At 75.4% G+C, this 20,621-nt stretch carries 18 protein-coding genes and 1 riboswitch; of the genes, 17 read left to right on the top strand and 1 reads right to left on the bottom strand.

Annotated features, from left to right (window positions below; translation table 11 throughout):
- Window positions 1-23: 23 nt before the first annotated feature.
- The 16 genes from carA to ABWU78_RS01710 all read left to right on the top strand — a co-directional run bounded on the left by carA (window position 24) and on the right by ABWU78_RS01710 (window position 18,753).
- Window positions 24-1,217 (top strand): glutamine-hydrolyzing carbamoyl-phosphate synthase small subunit, encoded by a 1,194-nt coding sequence (carA, locus tag ABWU78_RS01785; RefSeq protein ID WP_439157418.1) that lies wholly within the window; start codon window positions 24-26, stop codon window positions 1,215-1,217.
- 2 nt (window positions 1,218-1,219) lie between these two features.
- Entirely contained in the window at window positions 1,220-4,588 is a 3,369-nt protein-coding gene (gene carB, locus ABWU78_RS01780) for a carbamoyl-phosphate synthase large subunit (RefSeq protein ID WP_439157389.1), read from the top strand.
- Window positions 4,585-5,454, top strand: a complete 870-nt coding sequence (pyrF, locus tag ABWU78_RS01775) for an orotidine-5'-phosphate decarboxylase (protein ID WP_439157388.1) — start codon at window positions 4,585-4,587, stop codon at window positions 5,452-5,454. Before carB ends, pyrF begins: the two co-directional genes overlap by 4 nt.
- A 119-nt stretch (window positions 5,455-5,573) precedes the next feature.
- Window positions 5,574-6,464, top strand: a complete 891-nt coding sequence (locus ABWU78_RS01770; protein WP_439157387.1) for a tyrosine-protein phosphatase — start codon at window positions 5,574-5,576, stop codon at window positions 6,462-6,464.
- A 222-nt stretch (window positions 6,465-6,686) separates the two neighbouring features.
- The gene (gene mihF / locus ABWU78_RS01765; protein ID WP_021482878.1) at window positions 6,687-6,998 is read left to right on the top strand and encodes an integration host factor, actinobacterial type; all 312 of its coding nucleotides are present in this window, start codon (window positions 6,687-6,689) and stop codon (window positions 6,996-6,998) included.
- Between the two features lie 61 nt (window positions 6,999-7,059).
- Window positions 7,060-7,734 carry a guanylate kinase gene (gene gmk / locus ABWU78_RS01760; RefSeq protein ID WP_439157417.1) on the top strand — a complete coding sequence of 225 codons (675 nt, stop codon included), beginning with the start codon at window positions 7,060-7,062 and terminating at the stop codon, window positions 7,732-7,734.
- A 176-nt stretch (window positions 7,735-7,910) separates the two neighbouring features.
- On the top strand, window positions 7,911-8,189 hold the full coding sequence (gene rpoZ / locus ABWU78_RS01755) for a DNA-directed RNA polymerase subunit omega (protein WP_047234226.1): 279 nt from the start codon (window positions 7,911-7,913) through the stop codon (window positions 8,187-8,189).
- Between the two features lie 107 nt (window positions 8,190-8,296).
- The gene (coaBC, locus tag ABWU78_RS01750; protein WP_439157386.1) at window positions 8,297-9,586 is read left to right on the top strand and encodes a bifunctional phosphopantothenoylcysteine decarboxylase/phosphopantothenate--cysteine ligase CoaBC; all 1,290 of its coding nucleotides are present in this window, start codon (window positions 8,297-8,299) and stop codon (window positions 9,584-9,586) included.
- Window positions 9,587-9,649: 63 nt separating this feature from the next.
- On the top strand, window positions 9,650-10,846 hold the full coding sequence (gene metK / locus ABWU78_RS01745; protein ID WP_439157385.1) for a methionine adenosyltransferase: 1,197 nt from the start codon (window positions 9,650-9,652) through the stop codon (window positions 10,844-10,846).
- 136 nt (window positions 10,847-10,982) lie between these two features.
- The gene (locus ABWU78_RS01740) at window positions 10,983-13,307 is read left to right on the top strand and encodes a primosomal protein N' (protein WP_439157384.1); all 2,325 of its coding nucleotides are present in this window, start codon (window positions 10,983-10,985) and stop codon (window positions 13,305-13,307) included.
- On the top strand, window positions 13,304-13,954 hold the full coding sequence (locus tag ABWU78_RS01735) for an HAD family hydrolase (protein ID WP_439157383.1): 651 nt from the start codon (window positions 13,304-13,306) through the stop codon (window positions 13,952-13,954). The genes ABWU78_RS01740 and ABWU78_RS01735 overlap by 4 nt, the downstream gene beginning before the upstream one ends.
- Window positions 13,955-14,077: 123 nt before the next feature.
- Complete coding sequence (locus tag ABWU78_RS01730) at window positions 14,078-14,449, top strand: hypothetical protein (RefSeq protein ID WP_253049381.1); 372 nt, start codon at window positions 14,078-14,080, stop codon at window positions 14,447-14,449.
- A 52-nt stretch (window positions 14,450-14,501) separates the two neighbouring features.
- Complete coding sequence (gene fmt, locus ABWU78_RS01725) at window positions 14,502-15,455, top strand: methionyl-tRNA formyltransferase (protein WP_439157382.1); 954 nt, start codon at window positions 14,502-14,504, stop codon at window positions 15,453-15,455.
- A complete protein-coding gene (locus ABWU78_RS01720) occupies window positions 15,452-17,170 on the top strand; it encodes an RsmB/NOP family class I SAM-dependent RNA methyltransferase (RefSeq protein ID WP_439157381.1) in 1,719 nt (572 codons plus the stop codon). The genes fmt and ABWU78_RS01720 overlap by 4 nt, the downstream gene beginning before the upstream one ends.
- Before the next feature lie 87 nt (window positions 17,171-17,257).
- Window positions 17,258-17,485 carry a helix-turn-helix domain-containing protein gene (locus tag ABWU78_RS01715; protein ID WP_253049387.1) on the top strand — a complete coding sequence of 76 codons (228 nt, stop codon included), beginning with the start codon at window positions 17,258-17,260 and terminating at the stop codon, window positions 17,483-17,485.
- On the top strand, window positions 17,482-18,753 hold the full coding sequence (locus ABWU78_RS01710) for a type II toxin-antitoxin system HipA family toxin (protein ID WP_439157380.1): 1,272 nt from the start codon (window positions 17,482-17,484) through the stop codon (window positions 18,751-18,753). Before ABWU78_RS01715 ends, ABWU78_RS01710 begins: the two co-directional genes overlap by 4 nt.
- Window positions 18,754-18,850: 97 nt before the next feature.
- Here ABWU78_RS01710 and ABWU78_RS01705 read toward each other — a convergent pair whose 3' ends face one another.
- Entirely contained in the window at window positions 18,851-19,369 is a 519-nt protein-coding gene (locus ABWU78_RS01705; RefSeq protein ID WP_439157379.1) for a GNAT family N-acetyltransferase, read from the bottom strand.
- A gap of 148 nt (window positions 19,370-19,517) precedes the next feature.
- Here ABWU78_RS01705 and rpe point away from each other — a divergent pair, with 148 nt between their 5' ends.
- Window positions 19,518-20,186 (top strand): ribulose-phosphate 3-epimerase, encoded by a 669-nt coding sequence (rpe, locus tag ABWU78_RS01700; protein WP_439157378.1) that lies wholly within the window; start codon window positions 19,518-19,520, stop codon window positions 20,184-20,186.
- Window positions 20,187-20,400: 214 nt separating this feature from the next.
- Window positions 20,401-20,524, top strand: a riboswitch (FMN riboswitch).
- Window positions 20,525-20,621: the final 97 nt, after the last annotated feature.

Here is a 20,621-nt window from a genome sequence, read left to right as displayed (position 1 = left end):
CCGCGCCGCCCGCCGACCGGGCCCTGATCGTCCTCGAGGACGGGACCGTGCAGACCGGGCGCGCCTACGGCGCGCGCGGCACCACGGTCGGCGAGATCGTCTTCAACACCGGCATGACCGGCTACCAGGAGACGCTCACCGATCCCTCCTACCACCGGCAGATCGTCGTCATGACGGCGCCCCACATCGGGAACACCGGCGTCAACGACGAGGACCCCGAGTCGGGCAAGATCTGGGTCGCCGGGTACGTCGTGCGCGACGCGGCCCGCCGCGCGTCGAGCTGGCGCGCGCAGCGCACCCTGGACGAGGAGCTCGCCGCGCAGGGCGTCGTCGGCATCAGCGACGTCGACACGCGCGCCCTCACGCGCCACCTGCGCGAGCTCGGCGTGATGCGCGCCGGCATCTTCTCCGGCGACGCGCTCGTGCGCGACGGCTACCCGCGCACCGTGGAGGACCTCGTCGCCGAGGTGAAGGCGGCGCCCGCGATGGCCGGTGCCGACCTCGCGCGCGAGGTGAGCACGGACACGGCGTACGTCGTCGAGCCCTTCGAAGGCACGACGCCGGACGGCGAGCCCGTCGCCACCGTCGTCGCCGTCGACCTCGGCATCAAGTCGATGACGCCGCAGCGCCTCGCCCAGCGCGGCGTGCGCGTGCACGTGGTCCCCGCCGCGTCGACGATCGAGGACGTCGAGGCGTACGCGCCCGACGGCGTGTTCTTCTCCAACGGCCCGGGCGACCCCGGGGCGGCGACGCACGAGGTCGAGCTGCTGCGCGGCGTCCTGGACCGCGGCACCCCGTTCTTCGGCATCTGCTTCGGCAACCAGATCCTCGGGCGCGCCCTCGGCTACGGCACGTACAAGCTCGCGTACGGCCACCGCGGCATCAACCAGCCCGTCATGGACCGCCGGACCGGCAAGGTCGAGGTCACCGCGCACAACCACGGGTTCGCCGTGGACGCGCCGCTGGACGGCGAGTCCGTCGCCCCGCACGACGGCGGCCGCTACGGGCGCGTCGTCGTGTCCCACGTCGGGCTCAACGACCAGGTGGTCGAGGGGCTCGAGTGCCTCGACCTGCCCGCCTTCTCCGTCCAGTACCACCCCGAGGCCGCGGCCGGCCCCCACGACGCCGCGTACCTCTTCGACCGCTTCGTCGAGCTCATGGCGTCCCGCCGCGCCCAGAGCTCCGCAGCCGCCGACCAGAACACCAAGGAGAGCTGACCGTGCCTCGCAGAACCGACATCTCCAGCGTCCTGGTCATCGGGTCCGGCCCGATCGTCATCGGCCAGGCGTGCGAGTTCGACTACTCCGGCACCCAGGCGTGCCGCGTGCTCAAGGAGGAGGGCCTGCGGGTCGTCCTCGTGAACTCGAACCCGGCCACGATCATGACCGATCCCGAGTTCGCCGACGCGACCTACGTCGAGCCCATCACGACCGAGGTCCTCACCTCGATCATCGCCAAGGAGCGCCCCGACGCGCTCCTGCCCACGCTCGGCGGGCAGACCGCGCTCAACGCGGCGATCGCGCTCGACGAGGCGGGCGTCCTCGCCGAGTACGGCGTGGAGCTCATCGGCGCGAACATCGAGGCGATCCAGAAGGGCGAGGACCGCCAGCAGTTCAAGGACGTCGTCGAGAAGTGCGGCGGCGAGTCGGCGCGCTCGGTCATCGTCCACACGGTCGACGAGGCCGTCGCGGCCGCGGGCGACCTCGGCTACCCGATGGTCGTGCGCCCGTCGTTCACGATGGGCGGCCTCGGCTCGGGCTTCGCGTACGACGAGGAGGAGCTGCGCCGCATCGTCGGGCAGGGCCTGCACTACTCCCCGGTGACCGAGGTGCTCCTCGAGGAGTCGATCCTCGGCTGGAAGGAGTACGAGCTCGAGCTCATGCGCGACAAGCACGACAACGTCGTGGTCGTGTGCTCGATCGAGAACGTCGACCCCGTCGGCGTGCACACGGGCGACTCGATCACGGTCGCGCCGTCGCTCACGCTCACGGACCGCGAGTACCAGAAGCTGCGCGACATCGGCATCGCCGTGATCCGCGAGGTCGGCGTCGACACGGGCGGCTGCAACATCCAGTTCGCCGTCGACCCGGACACGGGCCGCGTCATCGTCATCGAGATGAACCCGCGCGTCTCGCGCTCGTCGGCGCTCGCGTCCAAGGCGACCGGGTTCCCCATCGCGAAGATCGCGGCGAAGCTCGCCGTCGGCTACACGCTCGACGAGATCCCCAACGACATCACGCAGGTCACGCCGGCCTCGTTCGAGCCGACGCTCGACTACGTCGTCGTCAAGGTGCCGCGCTTCGCGTTCGAGAAGTTCCCGGCCGCCGACCCGACGCTCACGACGACCATGAAGTCCGTCGGCGAGGCCATGGCGCTCGGGCGCAACTTCACCGAGGCGCTCGGCAAGGCGCTGCGCTCGATCGACAAGGGCGGCTCGGTGTTCCACTGGGACGGCGAGCCCGTCTCGGGCGCGGACCTCGACGAGCTCCTGGTGCGCATCGCGCGCCCCACGGAGAACCGGATCATCGGCGTCCAGCAGGCGCTGCGCGCCGGGGCGAGCGTGGAGCAGGTGTTCGAGGCCACGAAGATCGACCCGTGGTACCTCGACCAGATCCAGCTGGTCAACGAGGTGGCGGCGGCCGTCGCCGACGCGCCCGCGCTCACGGAGGACGTGCTGCGCGAGGCGAAGAAGCACGGCCTGTCCGACGCGCAGGTCGCGCGCCTGCGCGGCATGGGCCCCGCCGGCGAGGCGACCGTGCGCGAGGTGCGCTACGCGCTCGGCGTGCGCCCCGTCTACAAGACGGTCGACACGTGCGCGGCCGAGTTCGCCGCCCGCACGCCGTACCACTACTCGTCCTACGACCTGGAGACCGAGGTCGCACCGCGCGAGCGCGAGGCCGTGATCATCCTCGGTTCGGGCCCCAACCGCATCGGCCAGGGCATCGAGTTCGACTACTCGTGCGTGCACGCGGCGCTCACGCTGCGCGAGCGCTACGAGACGGTCATGGTCAACTGCAACCCGGAGACGGTCTCGACCGACTACGACACGTCCGACCGTCTCTACTTCGAGCCGCTCACGTTCGAGGACGTGCTCGAGGTCTACCAGGCCGAGCTCGCCGCGGGGCCGGTCAAGGGCATCATCGTGCAGCTCGGCGGGCAGACGCCGCTCGCGCTCGCGCAGCGCCTCGCAGACGCGGGCCTGCCGATCCTCGGCACGAGCCCCGAGGCGATCGACGCCGCCGAGGACCGCGGGGAGTTCGGCCGCGTGCTCGTCGAGGCGGGCCTGCCCGCCCCGGCGTTCGGCACGGCGCGGTCGCTCGACGAGGCGAAGGACGTCGCGGCCGGCATCGGCTACCCGGTGCTCGTGCGCCCGTCCTACGTGCTCGGTGGTCGCGGCATGGAGATCGTCTACTCGGCCGAGCAGCTCACGGGCTACGTCGAGCGTGCGCTCGCCGCGGCCGCCGCCGAGGACCGCACGGCAGGCACGCTGCCCGCGCCGCTGCTCATCGACCGCTTCCTCGACGACGCGATGGAGATCGACGTCGACGCGCTCTACGACGGCACCGAGCTGTTCCTCGGCGGCGTGATGGAGCACATCGAGGAGGCGGGCATCCACTCCGGCGACTCGGCGTGCGTCCTGCCGCCCGTGTCCCTCTCGGAGCAGGAGATCGAGCGCATCCGCCGCTCGACCGAGGCCATCGCCCAGGGCGTCGGGGTGCGCGGCCTGCTCAACGTGCAGTACGCGCTCGTCTCCGACGTGCTGTACGTCCTGGAGGCCAACCCGCGCGCGTCGCGCACGGTGCCGTTCGTCTCGAAGGCGACGGGCACGTCGCTCGCGAAGGCTGCGGCGCGCGTCATGGCCGGCGAGTCGATCGCCGAGCTGCGGGCCGCGGGCGTGCTGCCCGCCGACGGCGACGGCGGCACCCTGCCGCTCGACGCGCCGATCGCGGTCAAGGAGGCGGTCCTGCCGTTCAAGCGCTTCCGCACCGCGGACGGCGTCGTCGTGGACACGGTGCTCGGCCCGGAGATGCGCTCGACGGGCGAGGTCATGGGCTTCGACCGTGACTTCCCGCACGCGTTCGCCAAGTCGCAGGCCGCCGCGTTCGGCGGGCTGCCGACGTCGGGCCGCGTGTTCGTCTCGGTCGCGGACCGCGACAAGCGCTCGATCGTCTTCCCGGTCAAGCGCCTCGCGGAGCTCGGGTTCGAGATCCTCGCGACGGACGGCACGTCGAGCGTGCTGCGCCGCAACGGCATCGCGTCGCGCGTGGTGCGCAAGTTCTCCGCGGGCCGCGGGGCGGACGGCGAGCCGACGATCGTCGACCTCATCACGGCCGGCGAGGTGGACATGGTCATCAACACCCCGTCCGGCCAGGGCGCGCGGGCCGACGGCTACGAGATCCGGGCCGCCACGACCGCGGCGGACAAGCCGATCGCGACGACCGTCGACCAGCTCGCCGCGGCGGTGCAGGGCATCGAGGCGGTCCTCGCGGGACCGTTCGCGGTGGCCAGCCTCCAGGAGCACATGGCGGGCGAGGGCCTGACGGCCGGCGTCACGCTGCCCGCCGCCGCGGAGCGGGTGGGCGCGTGAACGCGGGCTTCGGCGCACGGCTCGCTGCCGCGACGGACGATCACGGGCCGCTGTGCGTCGGGATCGACCCGCACCCCGGCCTGCTCGCGGACTGGGGCCTCACCGACGACGCCGCGGGGCTGCGCGAGTTCGGGCTGCGGGTCGTCGAGGCGGTCGGCGGGCGCGTCGCCGCGGTGAAGCCGCAGTCGGCGTTCTTCGAGCGGCACGGGTCGCGCGGCGTCGCGGCGCTCGAGGAGGTCCTCGCGGCGGCCCGTGCGGCGGGCACGCTCGCGATCATGGACGCCAAGCGCGGCGACATCGGCTCGACCATGGCCGCCTACGCCGACGCGTACCTGCGCGACGGCTCCCCGCTGGCGGCGGACGCGCTGACGGTCTCGCCGTACCTCGGCTTCGGTTCGCTCCAGCCCGCGGTGGACGCCGCCCTGGAGACCGGGCGCGGGCTGTTCGTGCTGTGCCTCACCTCGAACCCTGAGGGGGCCGAGGTGCAGCACGCGCGCCGCGGCGCCGGGGCCGACGTGGAGTCGGTCGCGGCGCACGTGGCGCGCGAGGCCGCGCGGCTCAACGCGCCCGTCGTCGAGTCGGGCGACGCGCTCGGACCGGTCGGGCTCGTCGTCGGTGCGACCATCGCCGACGCCGCGGCCCGCACCGGCACGGACCTCGCGGCGGTGCGGGGCCCGCTCCTGGCCCCCGGCGTGGGTGCGCAGGGCGCGGGAGCGGCCGAGCTCGCCGCCGTGTTCGGGGACGCGCGGCGCCAGGTGCTCGCGTCCTCCTCGCGCGGCGTCCTGCGTGCCGGACCGGACGCCGACGCCCTGCGCGCCGCGGCGCGAGCGGCCACGGACGAGGCGGCGCAGGCCCTGCGCGGCTGAGAGACCGACCCGGGCGACGGGGCCGGCACCTGCGGGTGCCGGCCCCGCCGTCGTTCCGGGACGTGGTCGGCGAGGGTCCGGGCACGCTGGTCGTCGTCGTGCCGTGCGAGACTGCGCCCATGACCTCCCACGACACGTCCCACGACGCGGGCCCGCGCGGCTCCGGCACGCCCACGGAGGCGGCTGCCGCCGTCCCCGCACCCGAGGGCGCGGCCGTGCCGGGCGCGCTGGACGTGCCGGGCACGTGGAACGCGCGCGACGTCGGAGGCCGGGCGGTCCCGGTCGGCCACGACGAGCCCCTGCGCACCGGCGTCCTGCTGCGGACGGCGAGCCTGTCGCGCCTGACCCCGGCGGGCCAGGCGGCGCTCTCCGACCTCGGGGTGACGACGGTCCTCGACCTGCGCGGGGACGACGAGCTCGAGCGCGACGGTGCGGACGCGGTGCCGGGCGGCGTGCGGGTGCTGCGCCGCGGCATGGACCCCGCGCAGGGCCTGCAGGCCGGGGGCGGCGGGGGAGCGTCGGCCGACCCCGCGGCGCTGATCGCGGGCCTGCTGGCGGCGGACGACCCGACCGCGGTCGCGCGCCGCATGATGCACGGCGTGTACGCGACGTTCGTCCAGGACCCGGGCATCCGCGCGACGGTCGGGCGCGTGCTCGGCGAGGTCGCGTCGTCGGACGGCGCCGCGGTCGTGCACTGCTCGGCGGGCAAGGACCGCACCGGGTGGGTGGTCGCCCTCGCCCAGTACGTCGCGGGCGTCGGGGAGGAGGACCGCCTGGCGGAGTACCTCGCGAGCCGGTCGGCCGTGGGTGGACTCGCCGCGCTCGTCCCGCCCATCCCGGGCCTGTCCCCGGACGCGCTGGCCCCGGTCCTCACGGTGGAGCCGGAGTACCTCGAGGCGGCGTGGGAGCTCGCCGCCCGCGAGCACGGGAGCGTGGACGGCTACCTCGTCGCGTGCGGGGTGACCACGGCCGTGCGCGACGCGCTCGTCGCGCGCCTCGTGGCGTCCTGACGGTCCCCCTCGGTCACCTCACGACGCCCCTCGCTGCGCCGACGGCGCGCGACGCGCCCTGCCCAGTCGTTGCCCGATCGGTCGAGGCTCGCTACTTTCGAGGGGTCGGCTCCGTGCGTCGGCGCAGGTCGCCCGGGTGATTCACCCGATTAGGGCTCCTCGTCGGGGCACGCCGGGACGACTGAGTGGGCCCATCCGCCTGACGACGAGTAGGTGACTTGCGTGGCACTTCCACCCCTGACCCCAGAACAGCGCGCGGCGGCGCTCGAGAAGGCCGCAGAGGCCCGACGCGTGCGCGCCGAGGTGAAGAACAGGCTCAAGTACTCCCAGGGCTCCCTGAAGGAGGTCATCGAGCGCGGGCAGACGGACGACATGATCGGCAAGCTCAAGGTGGTCTCGTTGCTGGAGTCCCTGCCCGGCGTGGGTAAGGTGAAGGCTCGGGCGATCATGGAGGAGATCGGGATCGCCGAGACACGTCGTGTCCGCGGCCTCGGCCCCCACCAGTCCGCGGCCCTCATCGAGAGGTTTGGCTGACATTTCCGCGCACCCGTCCGACCCGACGCCGCACGCCCCCGCCGAGGGGACGTCGGCGTCGGTGGTCTCACCCGGCCCCGCCCGCCTGACCGTCCTTGCCGGTCCGACCGCCGTGGGGAAGGGGACGGTGTCGGCGGACATCCGGGCCCGGTACCCGGAGGTGTGGCTGTCCGTGTCCGCCACGACGCGCGACCCGCGGCCGGGGGAGGTGGACGGCGTCCACTACCTGTTCGTCGGCGCCGACGAGTTCGCCCGCATGGTCGCGGACCGGGAGCTGCTCGAGTGGGCGGTGGTGCACGGTCGCAACAGCTACGGCACGCCCCGGCGTGCGGTCGAGGAGAAGCTCGCCGCGGGCGTGCCGGCGCTCCTGGAGATCGACCTCCAGGGCGCCCGCCAGGTGCGGGCCTCGATGCCCGAGGCGCGCTTCGTGTTCCTCGCCCCGCCGAGCTGGGACGAGCTGGTGCGCCGGCTCGTCGGCCGCGGCACGGAGGACGCGGAGGAGCGCGAGCGTCGGCTCACGACGGCGCGGGTCGAGCTCGCGGCGGAGTCGGAGTTCGACCACGTCATCGTCAACGACGAGGTGCACCGCGCGACGGACGAGCTCGTGCGCGTCATGGGGCTCGAGCCCCGGCCCGTCGTGGGCGGGACGGGCGACGCCGCGCGGTCGGCGGATCCCGCGCCGCCCGAGCGCACCGAGCAGCACACTCAGCAGCACACTCAGCAGCACACCGAGTAGACTGTCCTGCGGTGCCCGCGCGCGGGCCCGCTCCCCGGTGGGCCGCAGGCCCGGTCCGCGGACCCGGCGACTGCCCGGGGCCGCGCCGCCCGGCCCCGGACGGAGCGGTCGGCGCGCCGCCGCCATCGACCAGCTGCAGCCGTCGGCTGCAGACCCTTGAACCCACGGAGCGAACTGTGTCCGGAACCGTCGCCGCCCCCGAGGGCATCACCGACCCGCCGATCGACGACCTGCTGGAGCACGTCGACTCGAAGTACGCGCTCGTCATCTACTCGGCCAAGCGCGCGCGCCAGATCAACGCGTACTACTCGCAGCTCAGCGAGGGCCTGCTGGAGAACGTCGGGCCGCTGCTCGAGACGCGCAACCAGGAGAAGCCGCTGTCGATCGCGATGCGCGAGATCAACGCGGGCCTGCTGACGATCGAGGCCGAGCCCGACGAGGCCGACGAGGCCTGAGCCCGTACGCCGCGCCCCTCACGACGAGGGCGCGGCGTTCGTGCGTCCACGGCCGTCCGCCCCCGGGGTGGACGCGGAGTTCGAGCGGGACCGGCGGGAGGAGCGACATGCGGATCGTGCTCGGGGTGAGCGGCGGGGTCGCGGCGTACAAGGCCGTGCTGCTGTTGCGGCTGCTGCGCGAGCGAGGGCATCGGGTGCGCGTGGTGCCCACGGCGTCGGCGCTGCGGTTCGTGGGCGCGCCCACGTGGGAGGCGCTGTCGGGCGAGCCCGCGACGGACCAGGTGTTCGAGGACGTGGAGCACGTGCCGCACGTCGCGCTGGGCCAGGGCGCCGACCTGGTGGTCGTGGCGCCCGCGACCGCGGACCTGCTCGCGCGGGCGGCGTCGGGCCGGGCGGACGACCTGCTGACCTCGACGCTGCTGACCGCGCGCTGCCCGGTCGTGATGGCGCCCGCGATGCACACCGAGATGTGGGAGCACCCGGCCACGCGCGCGAACGTGGCCACGCTGCGCGAGCGCGGCGTGCACGTGATCGAGCCGGCGTCGGGCCGTCTGACGGGTGCCGACACGGGCCCGGGGCGCCTGCCCGAGCCCGACGAGATCGCGCGCGTCGCCCTGGCCGTCGCGGAGGGCGCCGACGACGAGGCGGGCGCCAGCGGGGAACCGGCGCCGGCGCGCGACCTCGCGGGTCGCCGGGTCGTGGTCTCCGCGGGCGGAACGCGCGAGCCGATCGACCCGGTCCGCTTCATCGGCAACCGGTCCAGCGGGCGCCAGGGGGTCGAGCTCGCGCGGGCGGCGCGGGCGCGGGGCGCCCACGTGACGCTCGTCGCGGCGAACCTGGCCCCGGACGTCGCCGCGCTGGTGCGGGACGCCGGCCTGGACGACGTGGTCGGTGTCGAGACGACGGCCCAGCTGCGCGACGCGGTGCGCGCCGCGGCGGCGTCGGCGGACGTCGTCGTGATGGCCGCTGCGGTCGCGGACTTCCGCCCGGCGCACGCGCCCGGGGCGAAGATCAAGAAGGTGCCGGGCCGCGGGCCGGAGCCGATCGCGCTCGTCGAGAACCCGGACGTGCTCGCCGAGCTCGCGCACGACCGGCTGCGCGCCGGCCAGGTCGTCGTGGGGTTCGCGGCCGAGACGGGCGACGCGGACGGCTCGGTGCTCGACCACGGCCGGGCGAAGGCGCGCCGCAAGGGCGCGGACCTGCTCGTCGTGAACGCGGTGGGCGAGAGCCTCGGGTTCGGCGTCGACGCGAACGACGTGACCGTCGTGGACGGGTCCGGCGACGTCGTCGCGACGGCGGGGGGCACGAAGCGCGCGGTGGCGGACGCCGTGTGGGACGTCGTCGCGGGCCGGGTGGCCGCGGCGACGGCGGGCGACGGGGTCGCACGGGTCGAGTGACCCGCGTCTCGTCTCGCCTACCGGATGCCCGCGCCCACGCCTCGGGACAGTAGGCTGTGCGGCATGGCTGATCTGCGTCTGTTCACGTCCGAGTCCGTCACCGAGGGGCACCCGGACAAGGTCTGCGACCAGATCTCCGACTCCATCCTCGACGCGCTCCTGACGCAGGACCCGACGTCCCGCGTGGCGGTCGAGACCATGGTCACCACGGGCCTCGTGCACGTCGCGGGCGAGGTGACCACGGACGCGTACGTCGAGATCCCGCAGATCGTGCGCGACGTCGTGCGCCGCATCGGGTACACGTCGTCCGCGATCGGCTTCGACGCGGACTCGTGCGGCATCTCCGTGTCGATCGGGCAGCAGTCGCCCGACATCGCGCAGGGCGTCGACAAGAGCCTCGAGGAGCGCGACGACCAGCGCGACCACGACCCGCTCGACGCGCAGGGCGCGGGCGACCAGGGCCTGATGTTCGGGTACGCGAGCGACGACACGCCGAGCCTCATGCCGCTGCCGGTCTGGCTCGCGCACCGCCTCGCGGAGCGTCTCGCGCTCGTGCGCCGCGACGGGACGGTGCCGGGCCTGCGCCCGGACGGCAAGACGCAGGTCACCATCGGGTACGACGGCGACCGTGCGGTCACGCTCGACACCGTCGTCCTGTCCACGCAGCACGACCCGGACGTGCGCCAGGACGCGCTGCACCGGCTGGTCGCGGACGACGTGGTCGCGCCGGTCCTCGAGGCCGCGGGCGTCGACCTCGACACGCGCGCGACCCGGTTGTTCGTCAACCCCACCGGGACCTTCGTCGTCGGCGGCCCGCAGGGCGACGCCGGCCTGACGGGCCGCAAGATCATCGTGGACACCTACGGCGGCATGGCCCGCCACGGCGGCGGCGCCTTCTCCGGCAAGGACCCGTCGAAGGTGGACCGCTCGGCCGCCTACGCGACGCGCTCGGTCGCGAAGAACGTCGTCGCGGCGGGCCTCGCGCGCCGCTGCGAGGTGCAGGTCGCGTACGCGATCGGCAAGGCGCACCCCGTGGGCCTGTACGTGGAGACGTTCGGCACGGAGAAGGTGCCGGTCGAGCGCATCACGGCCGCGATCCGCGAGGTGTTCGACCTGCGGCCCGCGGCGATCATCCGCGACCTGGACCTGCTGCGCCCCATCTACGCCGCGACGGCCGCGTACGGGCACTTCGGGCGCGAGCTGGACCAGTTCACGTGGGAGCGCACGGACCGCGTCGCGGACCTGCAGTCCCAGGTGTGACGAGCCCGGCCCGGCTTCGCACGGCCGCGCCGGCTCGCCTGCCGGTCGACCTGCTGGCGTGCCCGAGCGTCCGCGCGCTCGGCGAGGTGCCGCCCGCCCGCCCGGTCGTGACGGCGGCGCGTGGTTCGATGACGTCGTGAGCGAGCCCGAGGACACGGCGCAGGCGGTGCAGGACACCCTGCCGGGCGTCTCGGCGCCCGCGGCACGGCGCCCGGCCGTCCCGGCGTCCCAGCAGGTCGCGGGGCACCTGCCCGTCGCGCGCCTGGCGCTCGACCTGGCGCCCCCGCACCTGGACCGCGCGTTCGACTACCTCGTGCCCGCCACGATGTCCGACGACGCGCAGCCCGGCGTGCGGGTCAAGGTGCGGTTCGCCGGACGCGACGTCGACGGGTACGTCCTGGAGCGGACCGAGCGCTCCGACCACGACGGCCGCCTGCTGCCGCTGCGCCGGGTCGTCTCGCCGGAGCCGGTGCTCTCGCCGGCCGTGGCGCGGCTCGCGCGCTCGGTCGCCGACCACTACGCGGGCACTCTGTCGGACGTGCTCCGCCTCGCCGTCCCGCCCCGGCACGCGCGCGCCGAGCAGGCGCTCGCGGCCGCCGTCGCCGCGGCACCCGGGAGCGGCGCCGCGGGGGGCACGACGCCGGTGGGCGAGTCCGGCGCGGCACACCCCGCCCCGTCAGAGGCCGCAGGGTCCGGTGCGGTGTCCGGCGGGTCCGTGTGGGCCCCGTACCGCGCCGGCGCGGCGTTCCTCGCGCACGTCGCGGGCGGGGGCGCGCCGCGGGCGGTGTGGACCGCGCTGCCGGGCCTCGCGCCGCCCGCCCCTCCTGCCTCGGTGCCGGGGCCGGTCGAGCGCGGGAAGGGTGCCGCGCGGGTGCGCCGGGCGGCGGACCCGCTGCCCGTGACGCACTGGGCCGCGGCCGTCGCGGAGGCGGTGCGCGCGGCCCGGTCGGGCGGCCGGGGGGCGCTCGTCGTCGTGCCTGACGCGCGGGACGTGGACCAGGTCTGCGCCGCCCTGGACGCCGCGGGGCTGCCCCCGTGGGACGCCGCGACCGGGGGTGAGGTGGTGCGCCTCACCGCGGACGAGGGACCGGCGCCCCGGTACCGTGGCTTCCTCGCGGTGCTGCACGGCCGGGCGCGGGTCGTCGTGGGGACCAGGGCGGCGGCGTTCGCCCCGGTGGCGGACCTCGGTCTCGTGGTGTGCTGGAACGACGGCGAGGACACGCTCGCCGAGCCGCGTGCCCCCTACCCGCACGCGCGCGAGGTGCTCGCGCTGCGCAGCGACCAGGAGGGTGCCGCGTTCCTCCTCGGTTCGCACGGCCGCACGGTCGCGGCGCACGCGCTCGTGACCCGGGGCTGGGCGCACGACCTGGCGGCGCCGCGCGACGTCGTGCGGGCACGGGCGCCCCGGGTCCGCGCCCTGACCTCCGTGGAGCTCGCCGCCGAGGGCCCGGGCGCCGCGGCCCGCATCCCGACCGCGGCGTGGCGCGCGGCTCGCTCCGCGCTCGAGCAGGGGCCGGTGCTGGTGCAGGTGCCCCGCTCCGGGTACGTGCCCGTCGTCGCGTGCGGGCGCTGCCGCACGCCGGCGCGCTGCACCGTGTGCCACGGCCCGCTCGCGCTGTCCGGCCCGCAGGCGACGCCGCAGTGCGCGTGGTGCGGGGCGCTCGCGGGCGGGTGGTCGTGCGCGGAGTGCCACTGGACGGGGCTGCGGTCGGTGCGCGTGGGGTCGCAGCGCACGGCGGAGGAGCTGGGACGCGCGTTCGCGGGCGTGCCCGTGCAGGTGTCCGGCGCGGCCGCGGCGGGCGGCGTGCTGGGCGCGGTGTCGTCCCGACCGGCGCTCGTCGTCGCGACGCCGGGTGCGGAGCCGGTCGCCGAGGGCGGGTACGCGGCGGCGCTCCTGCTCGACGCCGCCGTGAGCACCGCGCACGTCGGGCTGGACGTCGCGCAGGACGCGCTCGCGCGCTGGCTCGCCGCGGCGGCGCTCGTACGTCCGGCGACCGCGGGCGGGCAGGTGCTGCTCGTCGGCGACGCCGCCCCGGCGCCGACCAACGCGCTCGTGCGCTGGGACCCGGCGCTCCTCGCGGACCGGGAGCTCGACGAGCGGGCCGAGCTGTCCCTGCCGCCCGCCGTCCGGGTGGCGGCGGTGACGGGGGACCGCCCGGCCGTCGCGGCGCTGCTGGGGCGGGTGGAGCTGGCGCGGCCCGACGCCGTCCTCGGTCCCGTGGAGGTGCCCGCGCCCCCGCCGCGCGGGCGGGCGCCGGGGGCGGGCGGCCCAGGGAGCGGGGCCGTCGACGGCCCGGGGCCGGGGATGCTGGACGCCCCACCCGTGCGCGCCGTCGTGCGGGTGCCCGTGCGCGACGGCCGGCGGCTCGCGCGTGAGCTCGCCGCGTCCCTCGCGGTGCGGTCGGCGCGCCGGGAGCCGGGTAGCGTGCGGGTGGAGCTCGACCCGAAGGAGATTCTGTGACGACTCACCACCCCGCGCCGACCGGCGGCACCCCCGAGCGCGCGGTCGACGCCGTGCTGTACGACTTCGGCAACGTGCTGGTGGGCTGGGACCCGTACGGCGCGTACGCCGGGCTGGAGCGGGAGGTGGTCGACGCGTTCTTCGCCGACGTCGACTTCCGGGTCCTCAACCACGAGCGCGACGCCGGGGCCACGTGGGCGGACGCGCGCGCCGCCGTCGCGGCGTCCCACCCGCACCACGTGGCGCTCCTGGACCGCTACGTCGCGGAGTTCCCCGCGACGCTCACCGGCCCCGTGGAGGGCTCCGAGGAGCTGGTGCGCGAGCTGCGCGACCTCGGGCTGCGCCTCTACGGGCTGACGAACTGGTCCGCCGAGCTGTACCCCCACGCCGGGCCCGCCGCCCCGGCCACGACCCTCATGGAGGACGTCCTCGTCTCCGGGCGCGAGGGTCTCGCCAAGCCCGATCCCGCGATCTTCGCGCTCGCGGTCGACCGGTTCGGCCTCGACCCGGCGCGCACGCTCTTCACCGACGACAGTCCCGCGAACATCGACGCCGCGGCCCGGCTCGGCCTGCGCACGCACCTCTTCGACGGCACGCCCGGCCTGCGCGCCACCCTGCGTGACCTCGGCGTGCCCGTCGCGCGGTGACGGTCGCCGCGGGCGTCCGTGGCGCGTCCCGCACCGCGCGGGCCGGAGGTGGTCGACCGGGGTCCCTGGGCTGACGGGCGCCGACCCTTCCGCGGGTGCGCGGCGTCTGCTGGGATGAGAGCCGTGCTCCCCGCTCGGCGACCGGCCCTCATGGCGTCCGCGCTGCTCGTGGTGGCGGCGCTCGCGGCCTGCTCCGACGGCGCGCCGAGCGCGACCGCACGGTGGCACGTCGCTCCGGACGCGGACCTCGCGGGGGACGTGCTGCCGATCGTGGTCGAGCACGGCGCCGCCTGCGAGGAGTACGCGGGCGTCGACGTCGTCGAGAGCGACGACGCGGTCGAGATCACCGTGCGGGTGGTCGTCCGGCGACCGGAGGAGGGGTCCGTGTGCACCGAGGCGGCGATCTCGCGCCGGGTGGACGTCCCCCTGGACGTGCCGCTCGGCGCGCGGACGGTGGGCGGACCAGGGCACGAGGAGACTCCCGCGCTCGGGTAGCGCGGCTCCCGACCGCGCGGGCGGGAGCGCCGCGCGACCTAGACTCGGGCCCATGCGCCTGCTGTTCGCCGGGACCCCGGATACCGCGGTCCCGTCCCTCGACGCCCTCCTCGACTCCCGCCACGACGTCGTCGCCGTCCTCACGCGCGCCGACGCGCCGTCGGGCCGGGGACGGCGCCTGACCCCGAGCCCCGTCCGCGTGCGCGCGGCGGAGGCCGGGATCCCCGTGATCACCGACCGCCCCCGCGGCGAGGAGTTCCTCGCGCGCCTCGCGGAGCTCGACGTCGACGCGGCACCCGTCGTCGCGTACGGGGGGATCCTGCGCCCCGACGTGCTCGCCGTGCCGCGGCACGGGTGGGTCAACCTGCACTTCTCCGTCCTGCCGGCCTGGCGCGGCGCCGCGCCCGTGCAGCGCGCGATCATCGCCGGGGACGAGGTCACCGGCGCCACGACGTTCCTCATCGAGGAGGGCCTGGACTCCGGCCCCACGCTCGGCACGACGACCGAGACCATCCGTCCCCGCGACACCGCCGGGGACCTCCTCGGCCGCCTCGCCGTGTCCGGCGCGGGCCTGCTCGTCGCGACGCTCGACGCGCTCGAGGACGGGACCCTGCGCCCGCAGCCCCAGCCCGCCGACGGCGTCTCCCACGCCGCGAAGCTCACGCCCGCCGACGCGGAGGTGCGCTGGGACCACCCGGCGCTCGCGGTCGACCGCCTCGTGCGCGGCTGCACGCCGGCGCCGGGCTCCTGGACCACGGTCCCCGGTCCCGACGGCGCGCGCGCCCGCCTCGGCCTCGGCCCGGTGACGCCGCGCCCCGACGTCACGGACCTCGCCCCCGGGCAGGTGCGCGCCGGGAAGAAGGAGGTGCTCGTCGGCACCGCGACGCACGCCGTCCGGCTCGGGGACGTCGCGCCCGTCGGCAAGAAGCAGATGCCCGCCGCCGACTGGGCGCGCGGGGCACGCCTCCCCGAAGAGCTCGTGCTCGGCGCGGAGGTCGCCCGATGAGCGGCGGCACGCCCGCGGACCGCGACCGCGACGCCATGGACCGCCGGCCGTCGACCAGGGGATCGAACGCACGTTCGAACGATCGGGCGAGCGGATCCGCGCGGGACGACCGCGAGTCGAACGCGCGTTCGAGCGCGCGCGGAGAGGCCGAGCTCGACGGCTCGAACGACCGTTCGAACCGGTCCGCCGGTGGCCATGACCGCCGTGCCGACGATCGCCGCGACGCCCGCGGGCGCCAGCGCGGCGCCGCCCGCTCCCGGGGCGAGACGTCCCGCAGCGCGCACGCACCCTCCCAGCGCCGCAAGGGCACCGACCCCGCCCGCGCCGTCGCCTACGACGTCCTGCGGCAGGTCGACGGCTCCGACGCCTACGCCAACCTCGTCCTGCCCCCGCTGCTGCGCGAGCGCGGCATCCGCGGCCGCGACGCGGGGTTCGCCACCGAGCTCGCCTACGGCACCCTGCGCCTGCGCGGGCGCTACGACGCGATCCTCGCGCTGTGCCTCGACCGCCCCCTCGAGCGCCTCGACCCGCCCGTGCTCGACGTCCTGCGGCTCGGCGCGCACCAGCTCCTCGGCATGCGCGTGCCCCAGCACGCCGCCGTGTCCGAGACCGTCGGCCTGGCCCGGGAGCGCACCGGCGCCGGCAGCGCCCAGCTCGTCAACGCCGTCCTGCGCCGCGTCGCCCGCACCCCCCTCGACGACTGGCTCACCACCATCGCCGACGACGCCCCGGACGCCCTCGCGGCGCTCGCGGCCACCCAGAGCCACCCCGTGTGGATCGCCCGCGCCCTGCGCGACGCCCTCGCCGGCAACGGGCGCCCCGTCGCCGAGCTCGACGCCCTCCTCGCCGCCGACAACGACGCCCCCCGCGTCACGCTCGTCGCCCGTCCCGGCCTCGCCGACCCCGACGAGCTGGCCGACGGCGACGACCGCGTCACGCCCTCGCGCTGGGCCCCCACCGCGCTGCGCCTCGAGGGCGGCGACCCCGCCGCGTTCGGCGCCGTGCGCGACGGCCGCGCCGGCGTCCAGGACGAGGGCAGCCAGCTCGTCGCGCTCGCGCTCGCCGCCGCACCGCTCACCGGACCGCAGCCCGGCTCCACCGGCGACGACGCGCGCTGGCTCGACCTGTGCGCCGGCCCCGGCGGCAAGGCCGCGCTCCTCGCGGCGCTCGCGGCCGAGCGCGGGGCACGCCTCGTCGCCAACGAGGTCCAGCCGCACCGCGCACGCCTCGTGGAGAACGCGCTCGCCGCTGTGCCCGCGGACGCCGTGGAGGCCGTGCGCACGGGTGACGGGCGCGCCGTCGGGCAGGACGAGCCGGGTGCGTACGACCGCGTGCTCCTCGACGCCCCCTGCACCGGCCTCGGTGCGCTGCGCCGTCGTCCCGAGTCCCGGTGGCGGCGCACCCCGGCGGACCTCGCGACCCTCACCGGGCTCCAGCGCGAGCTCCTCGACTCCGCGCTCGACGCCGTCCGGCCCGGGGGAGTGGTCGGGTACGTCACGTGCTCGCCCCACCTCGCCGAGACCCAGGTCGTCGTCGCCGACGTGCTCCGCCGCCGCGACGACGTCGAGGTCCTCGACGCCCCGGCCGTCGTGCGCGACGTCGTGCGCCCCGAGGCGCGCGACGCGATCGAGCTCGGCGACCGCCAGGACGTCCAGCTCTGGCCGCACGTCCACGGCACCGACGCCATGCACCTCACGCTCCTCCGTCGCATCTGACCAGGCCACAGTGCCTTTGTCAGGATATTCGGCGGAAGTCCGTGTCATGATAGTCGGACATAGTTCGCTGGCAGGAGGGAAGACGCGATGACAGGACACTGGACGGGCGCCCGGAGCGCGCGCGACATCGGCGCGGCCGTCCGCAGGGTACGGCGAGCGCAGGGCATCACTCAGGCGGAGCTCGCCGACGACCTCGGAATCACTCGCCAGTATCTCTCCGAGCTCGAGAACGGCGTCGACAACCTCTACATCACCCGGCTCTTCGAGGTCCTCGACCACCTCGACATCTCCCTCCGCCTCGAGGACCGATCGTGAGACGGGCCGAGGAGCTCGACCTCTGGCTCTACGGGACTCACGCCGGGCGCTTCACGCGACGACGAGACGATCGCGTCGACCTCACATGGACAGACGAGGCCTACGAACGGTGGGGGATCGGCGCGCGAACGCTGTCCCACCTCCTCCCGATGGAACCCGACGAACCACCACACCCCGCCCGGGCCACCGCATGGCTCGACGGGCTCATGCCCGAGGGCCGCGCCCGCGACCAGATGGCCATGGAAGCCGCCGTCGACCCCGAGGACCACCTCTCGTTCTTCACGGCGTACGCAGGCGACACCATCGGGGCCGTAGAGCTGCGCCCTCCAGGCCAAGCCGGCCATCGATCCGTTCCCGCCGAACGGCTCGACGACGCCGCGGTCGCCAGGCTCCTTCGAGAAGGCGTCGCGCGATTCGGCGGCGTCGGACGAAGCAAGCACCTCACCAGCTCCCTGCCCGGCATGGAACCCAAGATCACCCTCCTCCACGACGAGCACGGCTGGGCCCGCCCCCACGGATCCGCCCCCACCACCCACATCCTCAAGGTCGCCCGCCCCTCCGACTCACCCACCGCCGACCTCGTTAACACCGAAGCCGCCGCCCTCGACCTCGCCCGCCGCGTCGGCCTCACCACCGTCGACGCGCACGTCACCGAGTTCGACGGCGAACGCGCCATCGTCGTCACCCGCTACGACCGCATCCCCGACCCCCGCGAACCCAGCGGCACCGCCCGCCTCCACCAGGAAGACGCCGCCCAGGCCCTCGGCATCAACACCCGCGACCCCGAACGCAAGTTCCAGCACGGACGCCGCTTCCCTTCCCTCGCCGCCATCGCCCGCACCCTCCGCGACGACGGCACCCGCCCCGACCCCCTCCTCGCCCTCACCACCTTCAACCTCGCCCTCGGCAACACCGACGCCCACGCCAAGAACATCTCCGTCCTCCGCCACGCCGACGGCACCGTCCGCCTCGCCCCCGCCTACGACGTCTCCATGCACCTCCACCACGACCACGCCTCCCGCGTCTTCGCCATGGACGTCGCCGGAGAACGCGACATGGACCGCCTCACCGCCGACCACCTCGTCACCGAAGGCACCGCCTGGGGCCTGCCCCGACGCCGCGCCCAGCGCGCCGTCGTCCAGACCCTCGACGCACTCCTCGCGGCGCTCGCGGACGTCGACCGCGACGCCCACCCCGGCGTGAGCCGCCACGCCTGGCGCACCGTCGAGCAGCGCACCACCGACCTCCGCCGAGGCATCCTCGCCTGATCCCGGCTCGCCGAGGTAGAGCCCTGGTCGTGCCCGACGGCACGACCACGCCTCTACCTCGGCGCGTCGGGCGGGCTGTGAGGGTCTCGTCGCCGGGTCAGAGGGAGCGCTGGAGCAGGATCGTGTCGACCCAGCGGCCGTGCTTGAAGCCGACGGCGGTGAGGCGGCCGGTCTCGACGAAGCCGAAGCGCCGGTGGAGGGGGAGCGAGCCCGCCGCCTCGGGGACGTCGGCGACGACCGAGACGACCTGCCGGACGCCTGCGGAGACGCACGCGTCGAGCAGCGCGCCCAGCAGCGCGGTGCCGATCCCGTGCCCGGTGTGGTCGGGGTCGAGGTAGATCGTGTCCTCGGCGGTGTGTCGGTACGCGGGCTTCGGGCGCCATGCGGACGCGTAGGCGTAGCCAGCGACCACCGGGTGGCCCGTGCCGTCCGGACCTGGCGGCCCGTCGACCTCGGCGACGAGGAACGGCAGGCCGCGAGCGGTGACGTCGTCGAGCTTGCGCTCCCACGCGGGGACGTCCCAGACCTCCTCCTCGAACGTCACGCACGTGTCGCGGACGAACGGCGCGGCGATCGCGGCGACGCGGCCGAGGTCGGCCCGCGTGGCGGCGCGCACCCGGACGCCCGCGGGGACCGGTGTCGGCCCTTTCGGCCCTGTCGGCCCTGTCGGCGCAGGTGGGCGTCGGGTGCCGGGGGAGGGGAGGCTGCTCACGGGACGAGCCTACGAGCGTCGGGGGCGGGCGGAGGCACCCTAGGCTGGAGCCATGGCAGCCCTCATCGCACCGAGCATCCTGTCCGCCGACTTCGCGAACCTCGAGCGCGACCTGAACGCCATCTCGACGGCGGACTACGCGCACGTCGACGTCATGGACAACCACTTCGTGCCGAACCTCACGCTCGGGCTGCCGGTGTTCGAGCGCCTGGCGCAGGTGTCGCCGGTGCCGATCGACGCGCACCTCATGATCGAGGACCCGGACCGCTGGGCGCCGGCGTACGCGGAGGCGGGTGCCGCGTCGGTGACGTTCCACGCCGAGGCCGCTGCCGCCCCTGTGCGGCTCGCACGCGAGCTCCGGCGCCTCGGGTCCCGTGCAGGCCTCGCGCTGCGCCCTGCGACGCCCGTGGAGCCCTTCCTGGACCTCCTGGCGGAGGTCGACATGATCCTCGTCATGACGGTCGAGCCGGGCTTCGGCGGGCAGTCGTTCATCGACGGGACCCTCCCGAAGATCCGACGGGCGCGCGAGGCCGTGAGCGAGTCCGGGCTGGACGTGTGGATCCAGGTCGACGGGGGAGTGTCGCGCACGACCATCGAGCGGGCGGCCGACGCGGGGGCCAACGTCTTCGTCGCCGGGTCGGCGGTGTACGGGGCGGAGAGCGTGCCGGGTGAGATCCAGGCGCTGCGCGAGCTGGCGGAGGCGTCGGCGCACGCACACTGACGACCGGCCGAGAGGGAGCCCGCACCTCGGGCTCCCTCTCTCGTAGCGACAAAAATAGTGTGCCAAGCGGTCATGACGACCCCGACCTACCGAGGCCGGTCACCACACAGCACGGAGGGGAGGGGTCGTTCGGTCACGTCTGCTCGGCAGGCGGACAGGCAGGCCCCGGGGAATGCGCGAGTAGCATGCTCGGTTGGAAGCAGCAGTACGCACGAACGTGCTCCGGGGTCGGTGCAATTCCGAGCCGGCGGTGACAGTCCGCGACCCGCGCCCACGCGCGGTTGACCTGGTGGAACTCCAGGACCGACGGTGACAGTCCGGATGGGAGGAAGCACGTGCGGCGCGGCCACGCCTGGGCGTGGTGCTCCGGCGACCCGTCGGAGCACCCGTCCGTGACGGCGACGGCCTCGCCGTGGTGAGCGACGCCGTCGGGCC

Origin of the sequence: Cellulosimicrobium sp. CpK407 (assembly GCF_051844275.1) — a bacterium.
GTDB lineage: Bacteria > Actinomycetota > Actinomycetes > Actinomycetales > Cellulomonadaceae > Cellulosimicrobium > Cellulosimicrobium cellulans_G.
The sequence above is the reverse complement of the archived record's forward strand: the minus strand, read 5'-3'. Positions and strand labels throughout refer to the sequence as shown.